Here is a 13,307-nt window from a genome sequence, read left to right as displayed (position 1 = left end):
GTCATTCTTTTTGCTCGCTCGTGTAGGCTCTTAAAAAAGATTTTAGTTTTTGTTAATTTTAGTTTTTAGCGGGTGTGGTTTTAGATGAGCTTGTGGGATAAAGAGTATTGAATGATATTTAGTTTATTTGGCGAGAACAAAAGCCACAAACCTTTAGAGAGTTATTTTAATGGGTGCGAAAACGCCACGCCAAACAAAATGATAACGCTACCAAACTGAATCAATAACCAAAAGTGCAAGCAAGATTAATATCCTGCTTATAACCCCGTATTGCCTTGCCCTTCTTTATTGGCATAATCTTTCAGTTCTTTATAAAGCAAAGATTGCAAGCGCGTGATAGCAAAATTCTTATTCTTTTCATCCACTTCAAGGCTTCTATTCAATACGGGCGTGCCTTGACAATCGCTCGCGCTAACAACCACTCTAATGCGTGTGGTGCCATTAGCGCTGTCTGTGAAAACTTCATTTTTGATTTGATAGAGTTTTTCTTCATCGCTAGGGGTTAGCACTCTGGCATAAGCGCTTATGAGAGCGTTTTTAATCTCTGTATCGCTGTTGTTATCAAAAGTGATTTGCACTTTAGGTTTGAAAGCGTTTTGATAATAGATTTTTTCATAATTTTCTAACGAACCCACCGGAACAGAATACGCTTTTAAAATCCTTTCTATAGGCATCGCTTTAGCCAATAAATCCCCCATGCTCTTGGATTGCTGTAAAAAAACCCCTTTACAAACCTTAGGCATTAAGGTGGAAAACTGCCCATAAAGAGCGTTATACTTATCCCTTAAACCCTGCAAAAACAAGTTTTGATTGATCCTTACTCTGGTGTAGTAGATCCCTTTTTGCGCTTCTTGATTGACAATTTCTACATTATTCAATTCCAAGTCATCGGTCTTTAAGTTAATCGTTTGCGAATCACTGGATTTTAACTTATTATCCACACGACTTTTTTGGATATGGATTTGGGAATTAACCACCACGCTAATAGACGCCACTAAATCCGCTAACGCTTTTTGTTTAGAAGCCTCTTTAGAAGTGGCTGAACCACTCCCATAAAGATAGCCTTTTTGGGTGTTTGTTTTGTTATAGGCCTTGCCATACCACTTAGGCTCCGCGCTTAAATTAGCACCCACAAAAGCCATAAGGCATGCAAGAATAATCTTTTTCATTATTAATCCTTACTCGTTCATTAAAGCGACATGCTTCTTAGTGATTCTTAGAAGCACATAAACTTTATCCGTATCAATAAAAGTGGCCTTTAGCTCACTAGCCTTAATCTCTATTTTATCCCCCTTGAAAGCTTCCATCACTTTCTCTAAGGCGTTTTGTCTGGCTGAGGACAAGCTATAGTCCATATCTGAAAGCAATATATCGCTCACCCCACACACTAAAATTTTTTCGTCTTTGGTTTGGGTCTTTTCAATCTGCACTTCTTTTGAGCAATCTTTTGCCCACTTAGGCAAGGACTTCCCCCACGCCACTCCCAACACCAAAACAAGCGCAATAGCAAGGCGTTTCATTAAAACCCTACTTTTTAACCATGCCCAACTCTTCGCGCACTTTATCCACAATTTGCTTATCCAAGCCCACTAAAACAAAAACCCTATCTTTACCGACATAGCGGGCAAGCATTTTAGAAGCGATCAATTCCTTATCCACTAATTGAGAAATTTTTTCAGTATCAGTGCCGCTTATGGACCTTTTACCAGAAGCGTCTACCGTTCTGGTTTTTTCATTTTCCAAATCTTTTTGTAAAGTGGATTTTAAATTCGCCGCTAAATTAGCCCTAGCCTTCGCTGTAGCCTGGTTAGTAGAATAATCCACATCATTATTGGTGATCAAATCTTCAGCCCTTCCTAAAAAGACCCCTGAATATTTTTCATACTTCGCCACTTTTTCTAAATCCCCTACTACCCAATCAGGAGCGCCTTTAGTCGCTTCTTTGTAAGCCTTATTGCTTTTACTGATACCTGATTTTGGGGCATGACTACAACCTACGATCACCATCGCTGCTATCACACTCATCCCTAAAATTTTTTTAACTTGATTTTTCATCTCTCATCCTTTCAAATATAAATTTAAAACATACGCTTATTGCTAGCGTTCTTCACAATAGGCTTAACATCGCTCCATACCTCTTCACCCGTTTTCCTGTTGGTAAGGCTTAGGGTGAAGTCATAGTCCAAGCGCTGCCTAGAACTACTAATAGAGGCTGCGATACTAGATACTTTACCACTTAAAGATAAATCAGCGGCTTTTAAAGTGCCTTTTTCTACAGTGGTGTCTTGATTATACTCTTCACTCTCTCGTTCTTTTTCGCGCTGCTTCACCATTCGGCTGTCCGCTGCAATGCCACTCCCTCCGCTCGCCCTTGTGATATTGAACCTCCCATTAGATCGCAACCGCAACTGCCGCGCAATTTCAGTCGTCAAAAGATTCATGTCCAAATTGGGTTGCGTGGTGTCGTTAATCACATCTGAAACTTCAATCAAATGCTTGCCCTTGAGTTGCTCAAAATTAGGGTCGCTAAACATGGAATCTAACATCGCGTTAGCGGTTAGCAATAAATCCGTGCTATTAATGCTTGCAGTCGTATTTTTAGTGGCATCATTCACATTTTGATAAGTCGCCATCTCGCTTGAGCAACCCACCCACAATAAAGTGCTCAAAATCACCGAGCTTATAATTTTTAATTTTGTTTTCAATACCATAGTGATAGAAACTCCCTATTCAAAATTTAAAACAGATACTTCCGTTCCTAATTTTAAACTTCTAATCTAAACACACAGTGTTTTTGCGGATTTTAGCATTTTATGCGTCTTTTTTTTCACATTTTACAAGTTCTAGCCCTACAAATTTCACACTGCAAGCATTAGTACCACAAATTCGCTCATTTTTAGCTTAATTAAAGAAACTTTTTTAACAAACATGCTTATTTAAAAACGATAAAAAACGATTTTTATGATAAAGAGACAATATAAAAGCTATTTGAAGTTAACCCCTTTATCAAAAAAGGGGCTAAAAAAGATTTCTATGGGTTCTTATTTTAATAACAAGGCTCTTTAAGCGTCTTTTATAATAACGCTTTTAGAGCGTCTTCAATCGGTTTTTGAGAGCTAGGTTCTACAAGCCTTTCACCCACTTCTTTGGCGTTTTTGTAAAAAATCAAAGTAGGGATCTTGCGGATGCCTAAACTCTCTTTGAGATCCTGGCTTTCATCAAAAGAAACCTTAAAAAATTCCACCTTGCCTTTGTAAGTTTTGGCTAAATTTTCCATAATCGGCTCAATCTTCCTGCAATCTGGGCACCAACTCGCCCCCACATTGACCACTACCGCTTGATGAGCGATTTTTTCTGCGTAATTCTTCCCGTTAATCACTTCTAACATGATAATCCTTAATTTTTATTTCCCCCAACTTTGAAGTATAGCATAACTCAAGCGCTAATCCCCTTTAGTATTAGCCCTATTAGCCATAAACGCATGCAACTCATTGTATTCTTGGCGGTTTAAAAACCGCATTTTCCCTACCGGCAAGGCATTCAAATTCACAAAACCATAACGAACGCGCCTTAAATCCAACACCCCAGCGTTAAAAAACGCAAAAAAACGCCTCAATTCTCTGTTTTTCCCCTCATTGATAACGACTCTAATTTTGGAGTATTTGGCATGGTTTTTGATGATTTCATAACCAATAAAGGGGGCAAATTCCATGCTTTTAATGGGGGTTTTTTGGTGCGCTCCCTTAGTAGCGTTTTCTAATTTCAAGCCCTCTTGCATGGCGTTTTCCATCTCTCTTGTAACAAAGCCTTGAATTTTAATGAGATACTCTTTTTCTAAATTCGCATGCATTAAAGCGCTCACCACCGCCTTACTATCACTCAATAATAGCACCCCCTCGCTCGCAAAATCCAAACGCCCCACCGGCGCGAAATGGGCGTATTTTTTCTCCAAGCTTTCATAAATCACGCGCCGTTTTAAGGGATCGGTTTTACTCACTAATTCGCCCTTTGGCTTGTGATAGACCAGCACGCTGAATTTTTTGTTTTTTAAAGGCTTGATGAGTCGCTTGTCTAAAAACACCCTGTCGTTTTCTTTAACCACGCTAGTGAGTTTGGCATGCTCATGGTTGATTTTCACCCGCCCCTCTAAAACCAATTTTTCAGCCTCTCTTCTTGAGTGCTTGGTGTAGTGGGCTAAAAACTGGTTGATCCTCAAGCTAAATCCCTCCACTCTAACCCCTTAAAATCGTCCTTAATCTTTTCATTTACCATTAAATCGCTTTGGATTTTGAATTGCTTATCCTTATCTTTGATGATCAAATACAAGGGGCGTTTGCCCTGGTGTTTTAAAGCGCTCTCTTTGATTTGTCTTAAAAACTCTTTTTTCACATCGTTTTCTAACACGATCGCTAAAGAGCAAGAGCTGGAAGCGAGTATTTCCATGGGGGGGATTTCGCGCACCTCTTCTTTTTGCTTTTCAGGGTCTTTATAGCGGGCTTTAGGGATTTTAACCTCCCTAGCGCTCTCTAGATCCAAGATTTCAAAAAGCCTTAATCGCGCCACCTCTTCTTGCTCTTCAATCTTGCATTTAAACACTAAAGGCTTATTAATATCCAACTCTTCTAAAGCGCTCAATTGCTTTTCAAACAGCATGAGCTCAAACTTGCCGTATCTGTCCAAAATGTCCGCTGTGCCATAAGGCTTACCGCTTCGTTTGCCAATTTTCTTTTTGACTTCCATGATTTTGCCCAGCAAATAAGCTTGCGAGCCGATTTCTAATTCTTCAATATCAATGCTTTTGACTAAATTTTTAAAGCCCTTAATTTCTTCTTTAAACTCGTCTAAGGGATTGCCTGAAACATGGATGCCTAAAGTCTCGTATTCGCATTCTAAAAGCGTTTTAGCGTCATGTTCGCCCAAATCAACCATATCCAAAATAACCTGCTCTTTTGTCCCGCCTTCCATGGCTCCAAAAAGGGAGTTACCCCCTTGCATCATTTCATTAGCCTTGTCTTTAGCGCGCCCCGCATCACAGATCAGATCCAAGTTAGCGAGCATGGTTTTTCTAGTGTAGCCTAAATTATCCAAGCTCCCTGATTTCACTAATGGCTCTAAAGATTTTTTAGTGAGTTTAGAAAAATCCACCCGTGAAATAAAATCTTCCAAACTCTTATAATCCCCTTTAGCCCTTTCTTCAATGATGTTTTTAATCGGCTCACCTCCAACCCCTTTAACCGCTCCCAAACCAAACACGATTTTCTTTTCTAACTCGCCCTTTTGATTTTTAAACTCCGCCACGCTGAAATCTTGCATGGAAGAATTGATGTGTGGGGGCATCACTTCAATTTCTAAAGCCCTGACCTCATCAATATAGCGCGCCACGGATTCGATTTTATTGGATTCGCTAGTGAGCATCGCTGCCATGAACTCATGCTTGTAATAAGTCTTTAAATACGCCGTTTGGAAAGTGATCATCGCATAAGCGGCCGAATGCGATTTGTTGAAACCATAGCCGGCAAATTTAACGATCAAATCCCACAAATTAGCCGCCTTTTGGCCATCATGCCCTAAATTTTTAGCGCCTTCTACAAACTTAGCTTTATTGTCCGCCATGATCTGAGCGTCTTTTTTCCCCATAGCGCGGCGGATGAGATCCGCTTCACCCAAACTAAAACCGCCAATAGTTTGCACGATTTGCATCACCTGCTCTTGATAGACGATCGTGCCGTAAGTGGGCTTTAAAATCGGCTCTAATTCTTTAAACGCATAAGCGATAGGCTCAATGCCATGCTTTCTATTGACAAAATCATCTACCATGCCTGATTCCATAGGCCCCGGTCTCCCTAGCGCAATAATGGCGATAATGTCTTCAAAGCTTGAAGGCCTTAAGCGCTTGTTAAGCCCCTGAAACATTCCGGATTCAATTTGGAATATCCCCACCGTATCCCCGCTTTGGATCGTTTTATACACTTTCGGATCGTCCATATCCAACGCTAAAAAATCCACATCAATGTTGTGTTGCGTTTTAATGATTTTAAGCGCATCATCAATCACGGTCAAGGTTTTAAGCCCCAAGAAGTCAAACTTGATCAAATCCACCGGCTCTAAATACTTCATGGAATATTGCGTAACGATACCGCCGGTCTTTTCAGAGGCAAACAAGGGGGTTTTGTGCCACAACTCTTTTTGGCTATCCACCACTAAGGCTGCGGCATGCACGCCTGCGTTGCGGTTTAAATTCTCTAAATTGAGCGAATACTCCCACACTTGTTTGGCTAATTCATTACTCTCTACTAATTCCTTGATTTTAGGCTCTAATTCCCACGCCCCCTCTATGAACTCGCCATTTTTTTCATAGCCCTTAAGCGTGATGCCTAAGCGGTTGGGTATGAGTTTGGCAAAATCATCGGCTTCTTTATAGGGCATGTCCAAAACCCTTGCGACATCTCTGATCACGCCTTTAGCCAACATCTTATTAAAGGTGATGACTTGAGCCACATTGTATTTGCCGTATTTTTCAATCATGTATTCTATGATTTCCTTACGCCGGCGCTGGCAAAAATCCGTATCAATATCAGGCATGCTGACTCTTTCAGGGTTTAAAAACCTTTCAAAGAGCAAATCGTATTTCAAAGGGTCAATATCCGTGATTTTTAAAGCAAAAGCCACCAAACTCCCGGCCGCACTCCCCCTACCAGGCCCTACAGGAATGCCCATTTCTTTAGCGTAACGGATAAAATCCCACACAATCAGCATATACCCTGGGAATTTCATGTTCGTGATGACTTCAATTTCTTTTTCTAGCCGCTCTTTGTATTGATCATGCTTTTCTTTTGACACTAAAATTAAGCGCTCTTTCAAGCCCTCTCTGGCCTTATGAGCGAAATAAGAAGCGTCATCTTCAAAATCCAACCCCTCATTTTGAGCGTAAGCTTTAGTGAATTTGAAACTTGGGGGGGTTGGGGGGTTCTTTTTATCGTCTTTTAAATCAATCTCTAAAACGCATTTATCAGCGATTTCTTGGGTGTTTTCTAAAGCTTCTGGAATATCTGCAAAGAGCTTTGCCATTTCTTCGGGGGATTTAATGTAAAACTCATGCACGGAGTGTTTCAAGCGCCCCTTATCGTTTAGGGTTTTACCCATCGCTACGCACATCGCCACTTCTTGAGCCTTGGCGTCATTAGGCATGGTGTAGTGGGTGTCGTTGGTGGCAATGATTTTTAACCCCGTTTCTAAAGACATTTTAATGACTTGCTCATCAATGAATCGCTGATCTAAAATGCCATGGCGCATGATCTCTAAATAAAAATCGTCTTCAAAAATCTCTTGGTATTCGCAAGCGATTCTTTTAGCTTCATCATAGCCTTTAGCCCCATACTTGCGGTTTCTCTCATTATTGGTATTCAAATGGTAATTGACTTCCCCTTGCAAGCACGCGCTAGAAGCGATAATGCCTTTAGAATGCTCTTTTAGAAGTTTTTTATTGATGCGCGGGAAATAATAAAACCCTTCTAAATACGCCATAGAGCTTAAGAACATCAAATTTTCATAGCCCTCTTGGTTTTTAGCGAACAGGCATAAATGGAAGCGTTGCTTGGTTTCTTTGCTAGAAAGGTTGTCATCATTATGGATATACGCTTCCATGCCGATGATAGGCTTAATGCCTTCTTTTTTCATGCTCGTATAAAAATCAATCGCTCCAAACATGTTCCCATGATCAGTTACGCTCACGCTTTTCATGCCCAATTCTTTAACGCGTTTGGCTAGGATTTTAATCTTGTTCGCTCCGTCTAAAAGCGAATATTCCGTGTGCAAGTGCAAATGCGTGAAGGCTTTATTCTCTTTCATTGTATAACCCCTATTTGGATTTAATGCCATTATACCTATCGCTCTTTAAAAAACTCTTTATCAATTCATTTAGTGGTAAATTATTTTAAAATGGTGGTTATAATAAGAAAGTTTTTATTATTTTTAATGCTATTTTAGGAGTTCATCATGAAAAAATCCGTTTTATTGGGCGTTTGCTTGGCTTTTTCTTGCACTCATGCTTTAAACGATATGGATTTGATCAAGAAAGCTAGGGAAAGCCAATTAGAGCCTATGCCTATGGGCAAAGCGCTCAAAGAATACCAGATCAAAAAAACCAGAGATGTGGGTATTGGCACCAAAAACAGCGAGATCATGACCTCCGCTCAAGTGGAATTAGGCAAAATGCTCTATTTTGACCCTAGGATTTCCACTTCCTATCTTGTGTCTTGCAATACATGCCATAATCTGGGCTTAGGCGGGGTGGATTTAGTCCCAAGCGCTATAGGTTCTCAATGGAAGAAAAACCCCCACCTTTTAAGCTCCCCAACGGTGTATAACTCTGTGTTTAACGATGTGCAGTTTTGGGATGGGAGGGTTACGCATTTAAACGAACAAGCACAAGGACCCATCCAGTCTTCTTTTGAAATGGGGGCTGATCCTAAAGTGGTGGTAGAAAAAATCAATTCCATGCCAGGCTATGTCAAGCTCTTTAGAAAAGCTTATGGCTCTAAAGTCAAAATTGATTTTAAATTGATCGCTGATAGTATCGCTATGTTTGAAGCCACGCTCATCACCCCAAGCCGTTATGATGATTTTTTAAGAGGCAATCCTAAAGCGCTCAGTAAAGCCGAAAAAGAAGGGCTGAATTTATTCATTTCTAAAGGCTGTGTGGCTTGCCATAACGGCATCAATCTTGGGGGAACGATGCAGCCTTTTGGGGTGGTCAAACCTTATAAATTCGCTAATGTGGGCGATTTCAAAGGCGATAAAAACGGGCTTGTGAAAGTGCCTACTTTAAGGAATATCACCGAAACGATGCCCTATTTCCATAACGGGCAATTTTGGGATGTCAAGGATGCGATTAAAGAAATGGGCTCTATCCAGTTAGGCATTGAAATCAGCGATGAAGAAGCGAAAAAAATTGAAACCTTCTTTGAAGCCTTAAAGGGTAAAAAACCTAAAATACTCTATCCAGAACTCCCTGTAATGACAGACAAAACCCCTAAACCCTCTTTTTGATTTTAAAAAGTCCTTTTAGGGGGGCTTTTGGTGCTAAATCTAAAAACGCTCAAAGCATCTTTTGCGATCAATAATCAAAAAGCTCGCGAAAAGCCAAGCGGTAATCTCTTAAAAAGCACTTAAAATTTTCTTTTTAATCCCTAATTTAGTGGTTTTAGATTGTTGAAATCAAAAACCCACTCAAGGCGTTTTCAAATAAATTTTCATTTTTTGGTTGTCTAAAATGAGCGTGTCCTTGCCCTTAGTTACCGTAAAATTACCCTTAAAATTCTCCATAAATTCCAATTCAAACGCCATCAAATGCTCATCTCTACACACTTTTCTTGAAATCCCGCTATCTTCAATCCCAATGTGCTTATCGCCCTGCCATACATAGCTGGCAAAATACCGGTTGCAATAGCCTTTCCCATAAATACGATTTTCTTTTTGGTCAAACACAAACTCTCCCATAGAGCTTTTAGGCTTTGGCTTCTTTTTGAAAAGCTCATACCAGTGTTTTCTTTTTTCCTTTTGCTCCTGCTCTTTGGCTTCAAGCGCTGCTTTATCTTCAGGTAAAGCGGTATTTAGAGAGGAATCTTGCTCTTCTTCATGCTCTCTAAAAGCGCTATCAGCGAGCATGGTTTCAATATCATACACTTGATGGTTCATTTCTACTTTTTGGATATGCCAATCATTGCTAGAAAGTTTTTTATCAAACATTTTTAAAAAAAAACACCCCGAAAAGACACAAGCCGTTAAAACGCTTGCTCCAGCCAATCGCAAGTTCAAACAATTCCTCCTGATGTTTTATTTTTTTAACGGGCTTACGCTTTGCGCTTCAATGGCTTTTTTAATCAAAGAAATCGCTTCTTGCATCGCTTGCATGCTTACATGTTGGAGGGATTGTATCGCGCTTTCTTGAAAATCTTGATTGCCATTTTTACTCGTTTTGGTCGTTTTATTTTCCAAGCTAGAAATATTTTCATGCTTAATGATCACCCCAGAATGCGAATCGCCTTTCACGCTAATATCATAGCCTAGCGCAAATTCCGCCCTATAGGTAGAATTTTCTTTTTCTAAAAGAGAAAACGATAAAATCGTAAAACGAACCGCATAAGTGGGCGCGCCTGCACCATAAGGGGGCAAAGCCACGCCTAAGCATGCTTTTTGCGCTTCTTGCATGAACATGGTTTTTAACATGTTGCGAGGCAAGTCTATCCATTTTTGGTGCTTCCCATGCGTGATCTGCCCGTCTTGGGCTTTAAACACGATCTCTTTAGTGTTGAATAAATCCGCGCTCAAAATACTAATGAGCCTCACTTCAGTCAAAGGTTTAGGGCATTGCGTGATTTCAAAAGAACTCGCATTCAAATCATAAGTTCTGATCTCTGGTAGCATTTGTTTTAAATTGATGCTCAAGCAACCCTGAAGCAACAACGCTAATGCTGATGAGAGTGAAAAGATTTTTACCGCCGTAGCTCTCATGATTATTTCCTTTCTCCAAAAATCGTTTTATAGGGGTTAGCGTCAAATTTATCTATCAAAGCAGAGCCTTTTTCCACAAAATTATCAATGTTTCTTAAGCTCAACTGCGCTTGCATGATCAAGGGAGTGAACATCGCCTTAAAGTCGTATTGCCCCTGTTTGATGCGTTTATCCACATCTAAAGCCACATTATTGACATTAGAAACAAGATTGTTAGCGTTGCCAATCAAGGCGTCAAATTGCGTCTTTCTTGAATCCAAGTTAGCGATGAGATCATCTACTGAGGCGAGAATGTGCTTGAATTTTTCCACATTTTCATCGTCTAAAATCCTATTCACGTTTTTAATCGCTCTCATCACTTCTTGCATCACTTGATTAGCATCCACGCTCAAGCGATCCATAAGCCCTTCTTTAAAGATCAAAATCCGCTCCCCTTTATCGCCACTGCCATAAAATTCTTCATTGTGGCTTTGCTCTAAGGCTAAAAATTTTAACCCCATAAGCCCCCTAGAAGAAACCGCCACTTTGGAGTCTTTGCGGATCTTAACGCTGGATTTAATCATCAAATCCAAACGGACCACCCCCACTTTATCCTTTGCAAAACCCACTTTGATGACATTACCCACTTGAATCCCTTTGTAATTAACAGGCGAGTTGGTCGCAATGCCTCCCAAGTCTTTGTCCGTATAGACCACGTATTCATAATACTTCCCATCATCTAATCCCAAATGGCCTAGCCATAAAATAAAACCCACCATGCAAACCAAGCATAAAAAGAAGAGCCCGCCGATTAAAGTGTAATTCACATGCCTTTCCAAAATTTCTCTCCTCGTGTTGAATTGAATAAATTGCCCTCATCTAGCCCTTGAGTTTGAGCTTTTTTAATAAAATCTTTTAAATCCCCATTAAACTCTAATAGCCCGTCTTTGAGCATGATGAATCGATCCACGCAATCATGCACGGAGTCTAAATCATGCGTAATCATCACCACCGTAAGCTGCAAGCTCTCTTTGAGCGTCATAATCAATTCATCAAATTTGCCCGCACTATAAGGATCTAGTCCACTTGTTGGCTCGTCTAAAAATAAGATCTCTGGGTTAGTCGCCATAGCCCTTGCTATACCCACGCGCTTTTTCATCCCCCCGCTCAATTCATAGGGGTAAAGGTGGTAAGCCCTAGGGGGCAAACCCACTTTTTCAATCCACATTTTAGAAATTTCTTCAACAATTTTTTTTAGAATAAGCGCCGTATTGCTCTAGCATGACGCCCACATTTTCTAAAACGGTTAAAGAGCTATAGAGCGCGCCAAACTGGAAGCAAATCCCACAGCGGTTAAAAATCTTTTGCTGCTCTGTTTCTTTGAGTTTCCATATATCTTCCCCAAAAAGCAACACTTCCCCCTTTGTAGGGCGATTGAGTAAGATCATGCACCTTAAAAGCGTGCTTTTACCGCTCCCTGAACCCCCTAAAATCGCCATCACTTCGCCCTTATGCACGCTAAAACTCACGCCCCTGTGAATAATGGTGCTCCCAAAAGCGCTATGGAGATCCTTCACTTCAATTAAGACTTGATTGTTAGTAGCGTTCATTATATGTTCAACTTAGAAAAGATAATAGAAAAAACAGCGTCTAAGAAAATGATCCAAAACAACGCGTTCACGACACTAATAGTGGTCAAGCGTCCAATGCTCTCAGTATCCCCCTTGACTTCAAACCCGCGCATGCACCCCACCATCGCAATCGCAAACCCCCAAAAAGGGGCTTTGACAATCCCTACCAAAAAATGATTCCAGCCCACTGTGTCATGGAATCTGTCTATATAGCTTGGGAAGCCTAGATCCAATTGGTATTTAATCGCAAACATGCCCCCAAGAATGGCGAACGCATCGGCAATAAACACCAATAGAGGCAAAACAATCACTAAGGCTAACACCCTAGGCAACACTAAAAATTCAAAAGGGTTAAAGCCCATGGTTTTCATCGCGTCTAATTCTTCAGTGATCTTCATCACCCCAATTTGCGCGGTAAAACTGCTCGCACTCCTCCCAGCCACCACAAGGGTTAAAATAAAAGGGCCGATCTCTCTTAAAGCGAGTTTAGCCGTCATTTCCACCGACATCAAAGGTGCGCCCATGTCTTGTAATTGTAAAGCCCCTTGTAAAGCAACGGCAAACCCCACGATAAACACCGTTAAAATACTCACTGGCAAAACCTTAAACCCGGATTCATTGATGTGATAGAGCAAAGGAGTGATGCAAAAGCGTTTGGGGTTGAAAACGCTTTTAATGAAGTAAAATAAAATCATGCCGCAAAAATTGAACGCGTTTAAAAAGGTGTTGTAAGTCTCTACGATGCTCTTACCCAATTTAGTGATCAAAAGTTCGTAGTGTTTGCCCGCTTTTTTAGACTCTAAATCCTCTTCTTTTTCAAGCCAGTCTTTAACCACTTTCAAAGCGCATGCGTTATTCTCGCTCACATTGCACAATTCAATGTTTAAAGAACGCTCCTTAATTAAATCAAATAAAAACATGCCAAAAACAAAATCCACTTTTTGACACTCTGAAAAATCCACTTTTAAAGACCCTTGATGATCTAATAAATTTTTTTTCAACTCATCTAAACGAAACACGCTCGTTTTAAAATCCCAATCCCCTCTTAAAATCAGCACAGAGTTCGCCCCATCTTTACGCATCTCTAAAAATTTTTGTTTCTCTGTCTTCATTAAAATATATTCTCTCTCAGATTAGGTAAAATCTATTAACAAAATTTTGTTTGTTAAAACGACTATTTTAACA

12 protein-coding genes and 1 pseudogene are annotated in these 13,307 nt (G+C 40.3%); 1 reads left to right on the top strand and 12 read right to left on the bottom strand.

Annotated features, from left to right (window positions below):
- Positions 1–257 precede the first annotated feature (257 nt).
- The 7 genes from DQL14_RS00380 to dnaE form a co-directional block, all read right to left on the bottom strand.
- Positions 258–1,169 carry an LPP20 family lipoprotein gene (locus tag DQL14_RS00380; protein ID WP_039088095.1) on the bottom strand — a complete coding sequence of 304 codons (912 nt, stop codon included), beginning with the start codon at positions 1,167–1,169 and terminating at the stop codon, positions 258–260.
- 9 nt (positions 1,170–1,178) lie between these two features.
- Positions 1,179–1,520, bottom strand: a complete 342-nt coding sequence (locus DQL14_RS00375; RefSeq protein ID WP_000824768.1) for a hypothetical protein — start codon at positions 1,518–1,520, stop codon at positions 1,179–1,181.
- Between the two features lie 7 nt (positions 1,521–1,527).
- Positions 1,528–2,055 (bottom strand): LPP20 family lipoprotein, encoded by a 528-nt coding sequence (locus DQL14_RS00370; RefSeq protein ID WP_000795968.1) that lies wholly within the window; start codon positions 2,053–2,055, stop codon positions 1,528–1,530.
- Positions 2,056–2,078: 23 nt separating this feature from the next.
- Complete coding sequence (gene lpoB, locus DQL14_RS00365; RefSeq protein WP_000243401.1) at positions 2,079–2,711, bottom strand: penicillin-binding protein activator LpoB; 633 nt, start codon at positions 2,709–2,711, stop codon at positions 2,079–2,081.
- Positions 2,712–3,073: 362 nt separating this feature from the next.
- A complete protein-coding gene (locus tag DQL14_RS00360; RefSeq protein ID WP_000895147.1) occupies positions 3,074–3,388 on the bottom strand; it encodes a thioredoxin family protein in 315 nt (104 codons plus the stop codon).
- Positions 3,389–3,442: 54 nt separating this feature from the next.
- On the bottom strand, positions 3,443–4,231 hold the full coding sequence (locus DQL14_RS00355) for a pseudouridine synthase (RefSeq protein WP_108169457.1): 789 nt from the start codon (positions 4,229–4,231) through the stop codon (positions 3,443–3,445).
- Positions 4,213–7,848 carry a DNA polymerase III subunit alpha gene (gene dnaE, locus DQL14_RS00350; RefSeq protein WP_108169456.1) on the bottom strand — a complete coding sequence of 1,212 codons (3,636 nt, stop codon included), beginning with the start codon at positions 7,846–7,848 and terminating at the stop codon, positions 4,213–4,215. Before dnaE ends, DQL14_RS00355 begins: the two co-directional genes overlap by 19 nt.
- 147 nt (positions 7,849–7,995) lie before the next feature.
- Here dnaE and DQL14_RS00345 point away from each other — a divergent pair, with 147 nt between their 5' ends.
- Positions 7,996–9,048 (top strand): cytochrome-c peroxidase, encoded by a 1,053-nt coding sequence (locus DQL14_RS00345; protein ID WP_108169455.1) that lies wholly within the window; start codon positions 7,996–7,998, stop codon positions 9,046–9,048.
- A 180-nt stretch (positions 9,049–9,228) separates the two neighbouring features.
- On the opposite strand, the gene DQL14_RS00340 is transcribed toward DQL14_RS00345, so the two are convergent.
- The 5 genes and pseudogenes from DQL14_RS00340 to DQL14_RS00320 form a co-directional block, all read right to left on the bottom strand.
- Positions 9,229–9,816, bottom strand: coding sequence for an META domain-containing protein (locus tag DQL14_RS00340; protein WP_162296837.1), 588 nt, complete (start codon positions 9,814–9,816; stop codon positions 9,229–9,231).
- An 18-nt stretch (positions 9,817–9,834) separates the two neighbouring features.
- The gene (locus DQL14_RS00335) at positions 9,835–10,512 is read right to left on the bottom strand and encodes a hypothetical protein (protein ID WP_108169454.1); all 678 of its coding nucleotides are present in this window, start codon (positions 10,510–10,512) and stop codon (positions 9,835–9,837) included.
- A gap of 2 nt (positions 10,513–10,514) precedes the next feature.
- Positions 10,515–11,330, bottom strand: a complete 816-nt coding sequence (locus DQL14_RS00330) for an MlaD family protein (RefSeq protein ID WP_108169453.1) — start codon at positions 11,328–11,330, stop codon at positions 10,515–10,517.
- Positions 11,315–12,101: pseudogene (locus DQL14_RS00325) on the bottom strand (ABC transporter ATP-binding protein). The gene DQL14_RS00330 and the pseudogene DQL14_RS00325 overlap by 16 nt, the downstream one beginning before the upstream one ends.
- A complete protein-coding gene (locus DQL14_RS00320; RefSeq protein ID WP_108169452.1) occupies positions 12,101–13,234 on the bottom strand; it encodes an ABC transporter permease in 1,134 nt (377 codons plus the stop codon). Before DQL14_RS00320 ends, DQL14_RS00325 begins: the two are co-directional and overlap by 1 nt.
- Positions 13,235–13,307 lie beyond the last annotated feature (73 nt).

Origin of the sequence: Helicobacter pylori NCTC 11637 = CCUG 17874 = ATCC 43504 = JCM 12093 (genome assembly GCF_900478295.1) — a bacterium.
Classification (GTDB): Bacteria; Campylobacterota; Campylobacteria; order Campylobacterales; family Helicobacteraceae; genus Helicobacter; species Helicobacter pylori.
This window is presented reverse-complemented; position numbering and strand designations above follow the sequence as displayed.

What these genes read in the sequence shown, in the direction of transcription:
- DQL14_RS00380 (WP_039088095.1), bottom strand. Translation starts at nt 1,169, where the DNA reads ATGAAAAAGATTATTCTTGCATGCCTTATGGCTTTTGTGGGTGCTAAT.
- DQL14_RS00375 (WP_000824768.1), bottom strand. Translation starts at nt 1,520, where the DNA reads ATGAAACGCCTTGCTATTGCGCTTGTTTTGGTGTTGGGAGTGGCGTGG.
- DQL14_RS00370 (WP_000795968.1), bottom strand. Translation starts at nt 2,055, where the DNA reads ATGAAAAATCAAGTTAAAAAAATTTTAGGGATGAGTGTGATAGCAGCG.
- lpoB (WP_000243401.1), bottom strand. Translation starts at nt 2,711, where the DNA reads ATGGTATTGAAAACAAAATTAAAAATTATAAGCTCGGTGATTTTGAGC.
- DQL14_RS00360 (WP_000895147.1), bottom strand. Translation starts at nt 3,388, where the DNA reads ATGTTAGAAGTGATTAACGGGAAGAATTACGCAGAAAAAATCGCTCAT.
- dnaE (WP_108169456.1), bottom strand. Translation starts at nt 7,848, where the DNA reads ATGAAAGAGAATAAAGCCTTCACGCATTTGCACTTGCACACGGAATAT.
- DQL14_RS00345 (WP_108169455.1), top strand. Translation starts at nt 7,996, where the DNA reads ATGAAAAAATCCGTTTTATTGGGCGTTTGCTTGGCTTTTTCTTGCACT.
- DQL14_RS00335 (WP_108169454.1), bottom strand. Translation starts at nt 10,512, where the DNA reads ATGAGAGCTACGGCGGTAAAAATCTTTTCACTCTCATCAGCATTAGCG.
- DQL14_RS00320 (WP_108169452.1), bottom strand. Translation starts at nt 13,234, where the DNA reads ATGAAGACAGAGAAACAAAAATTTTTAGAGATGCGTAAAGATGGGGCG.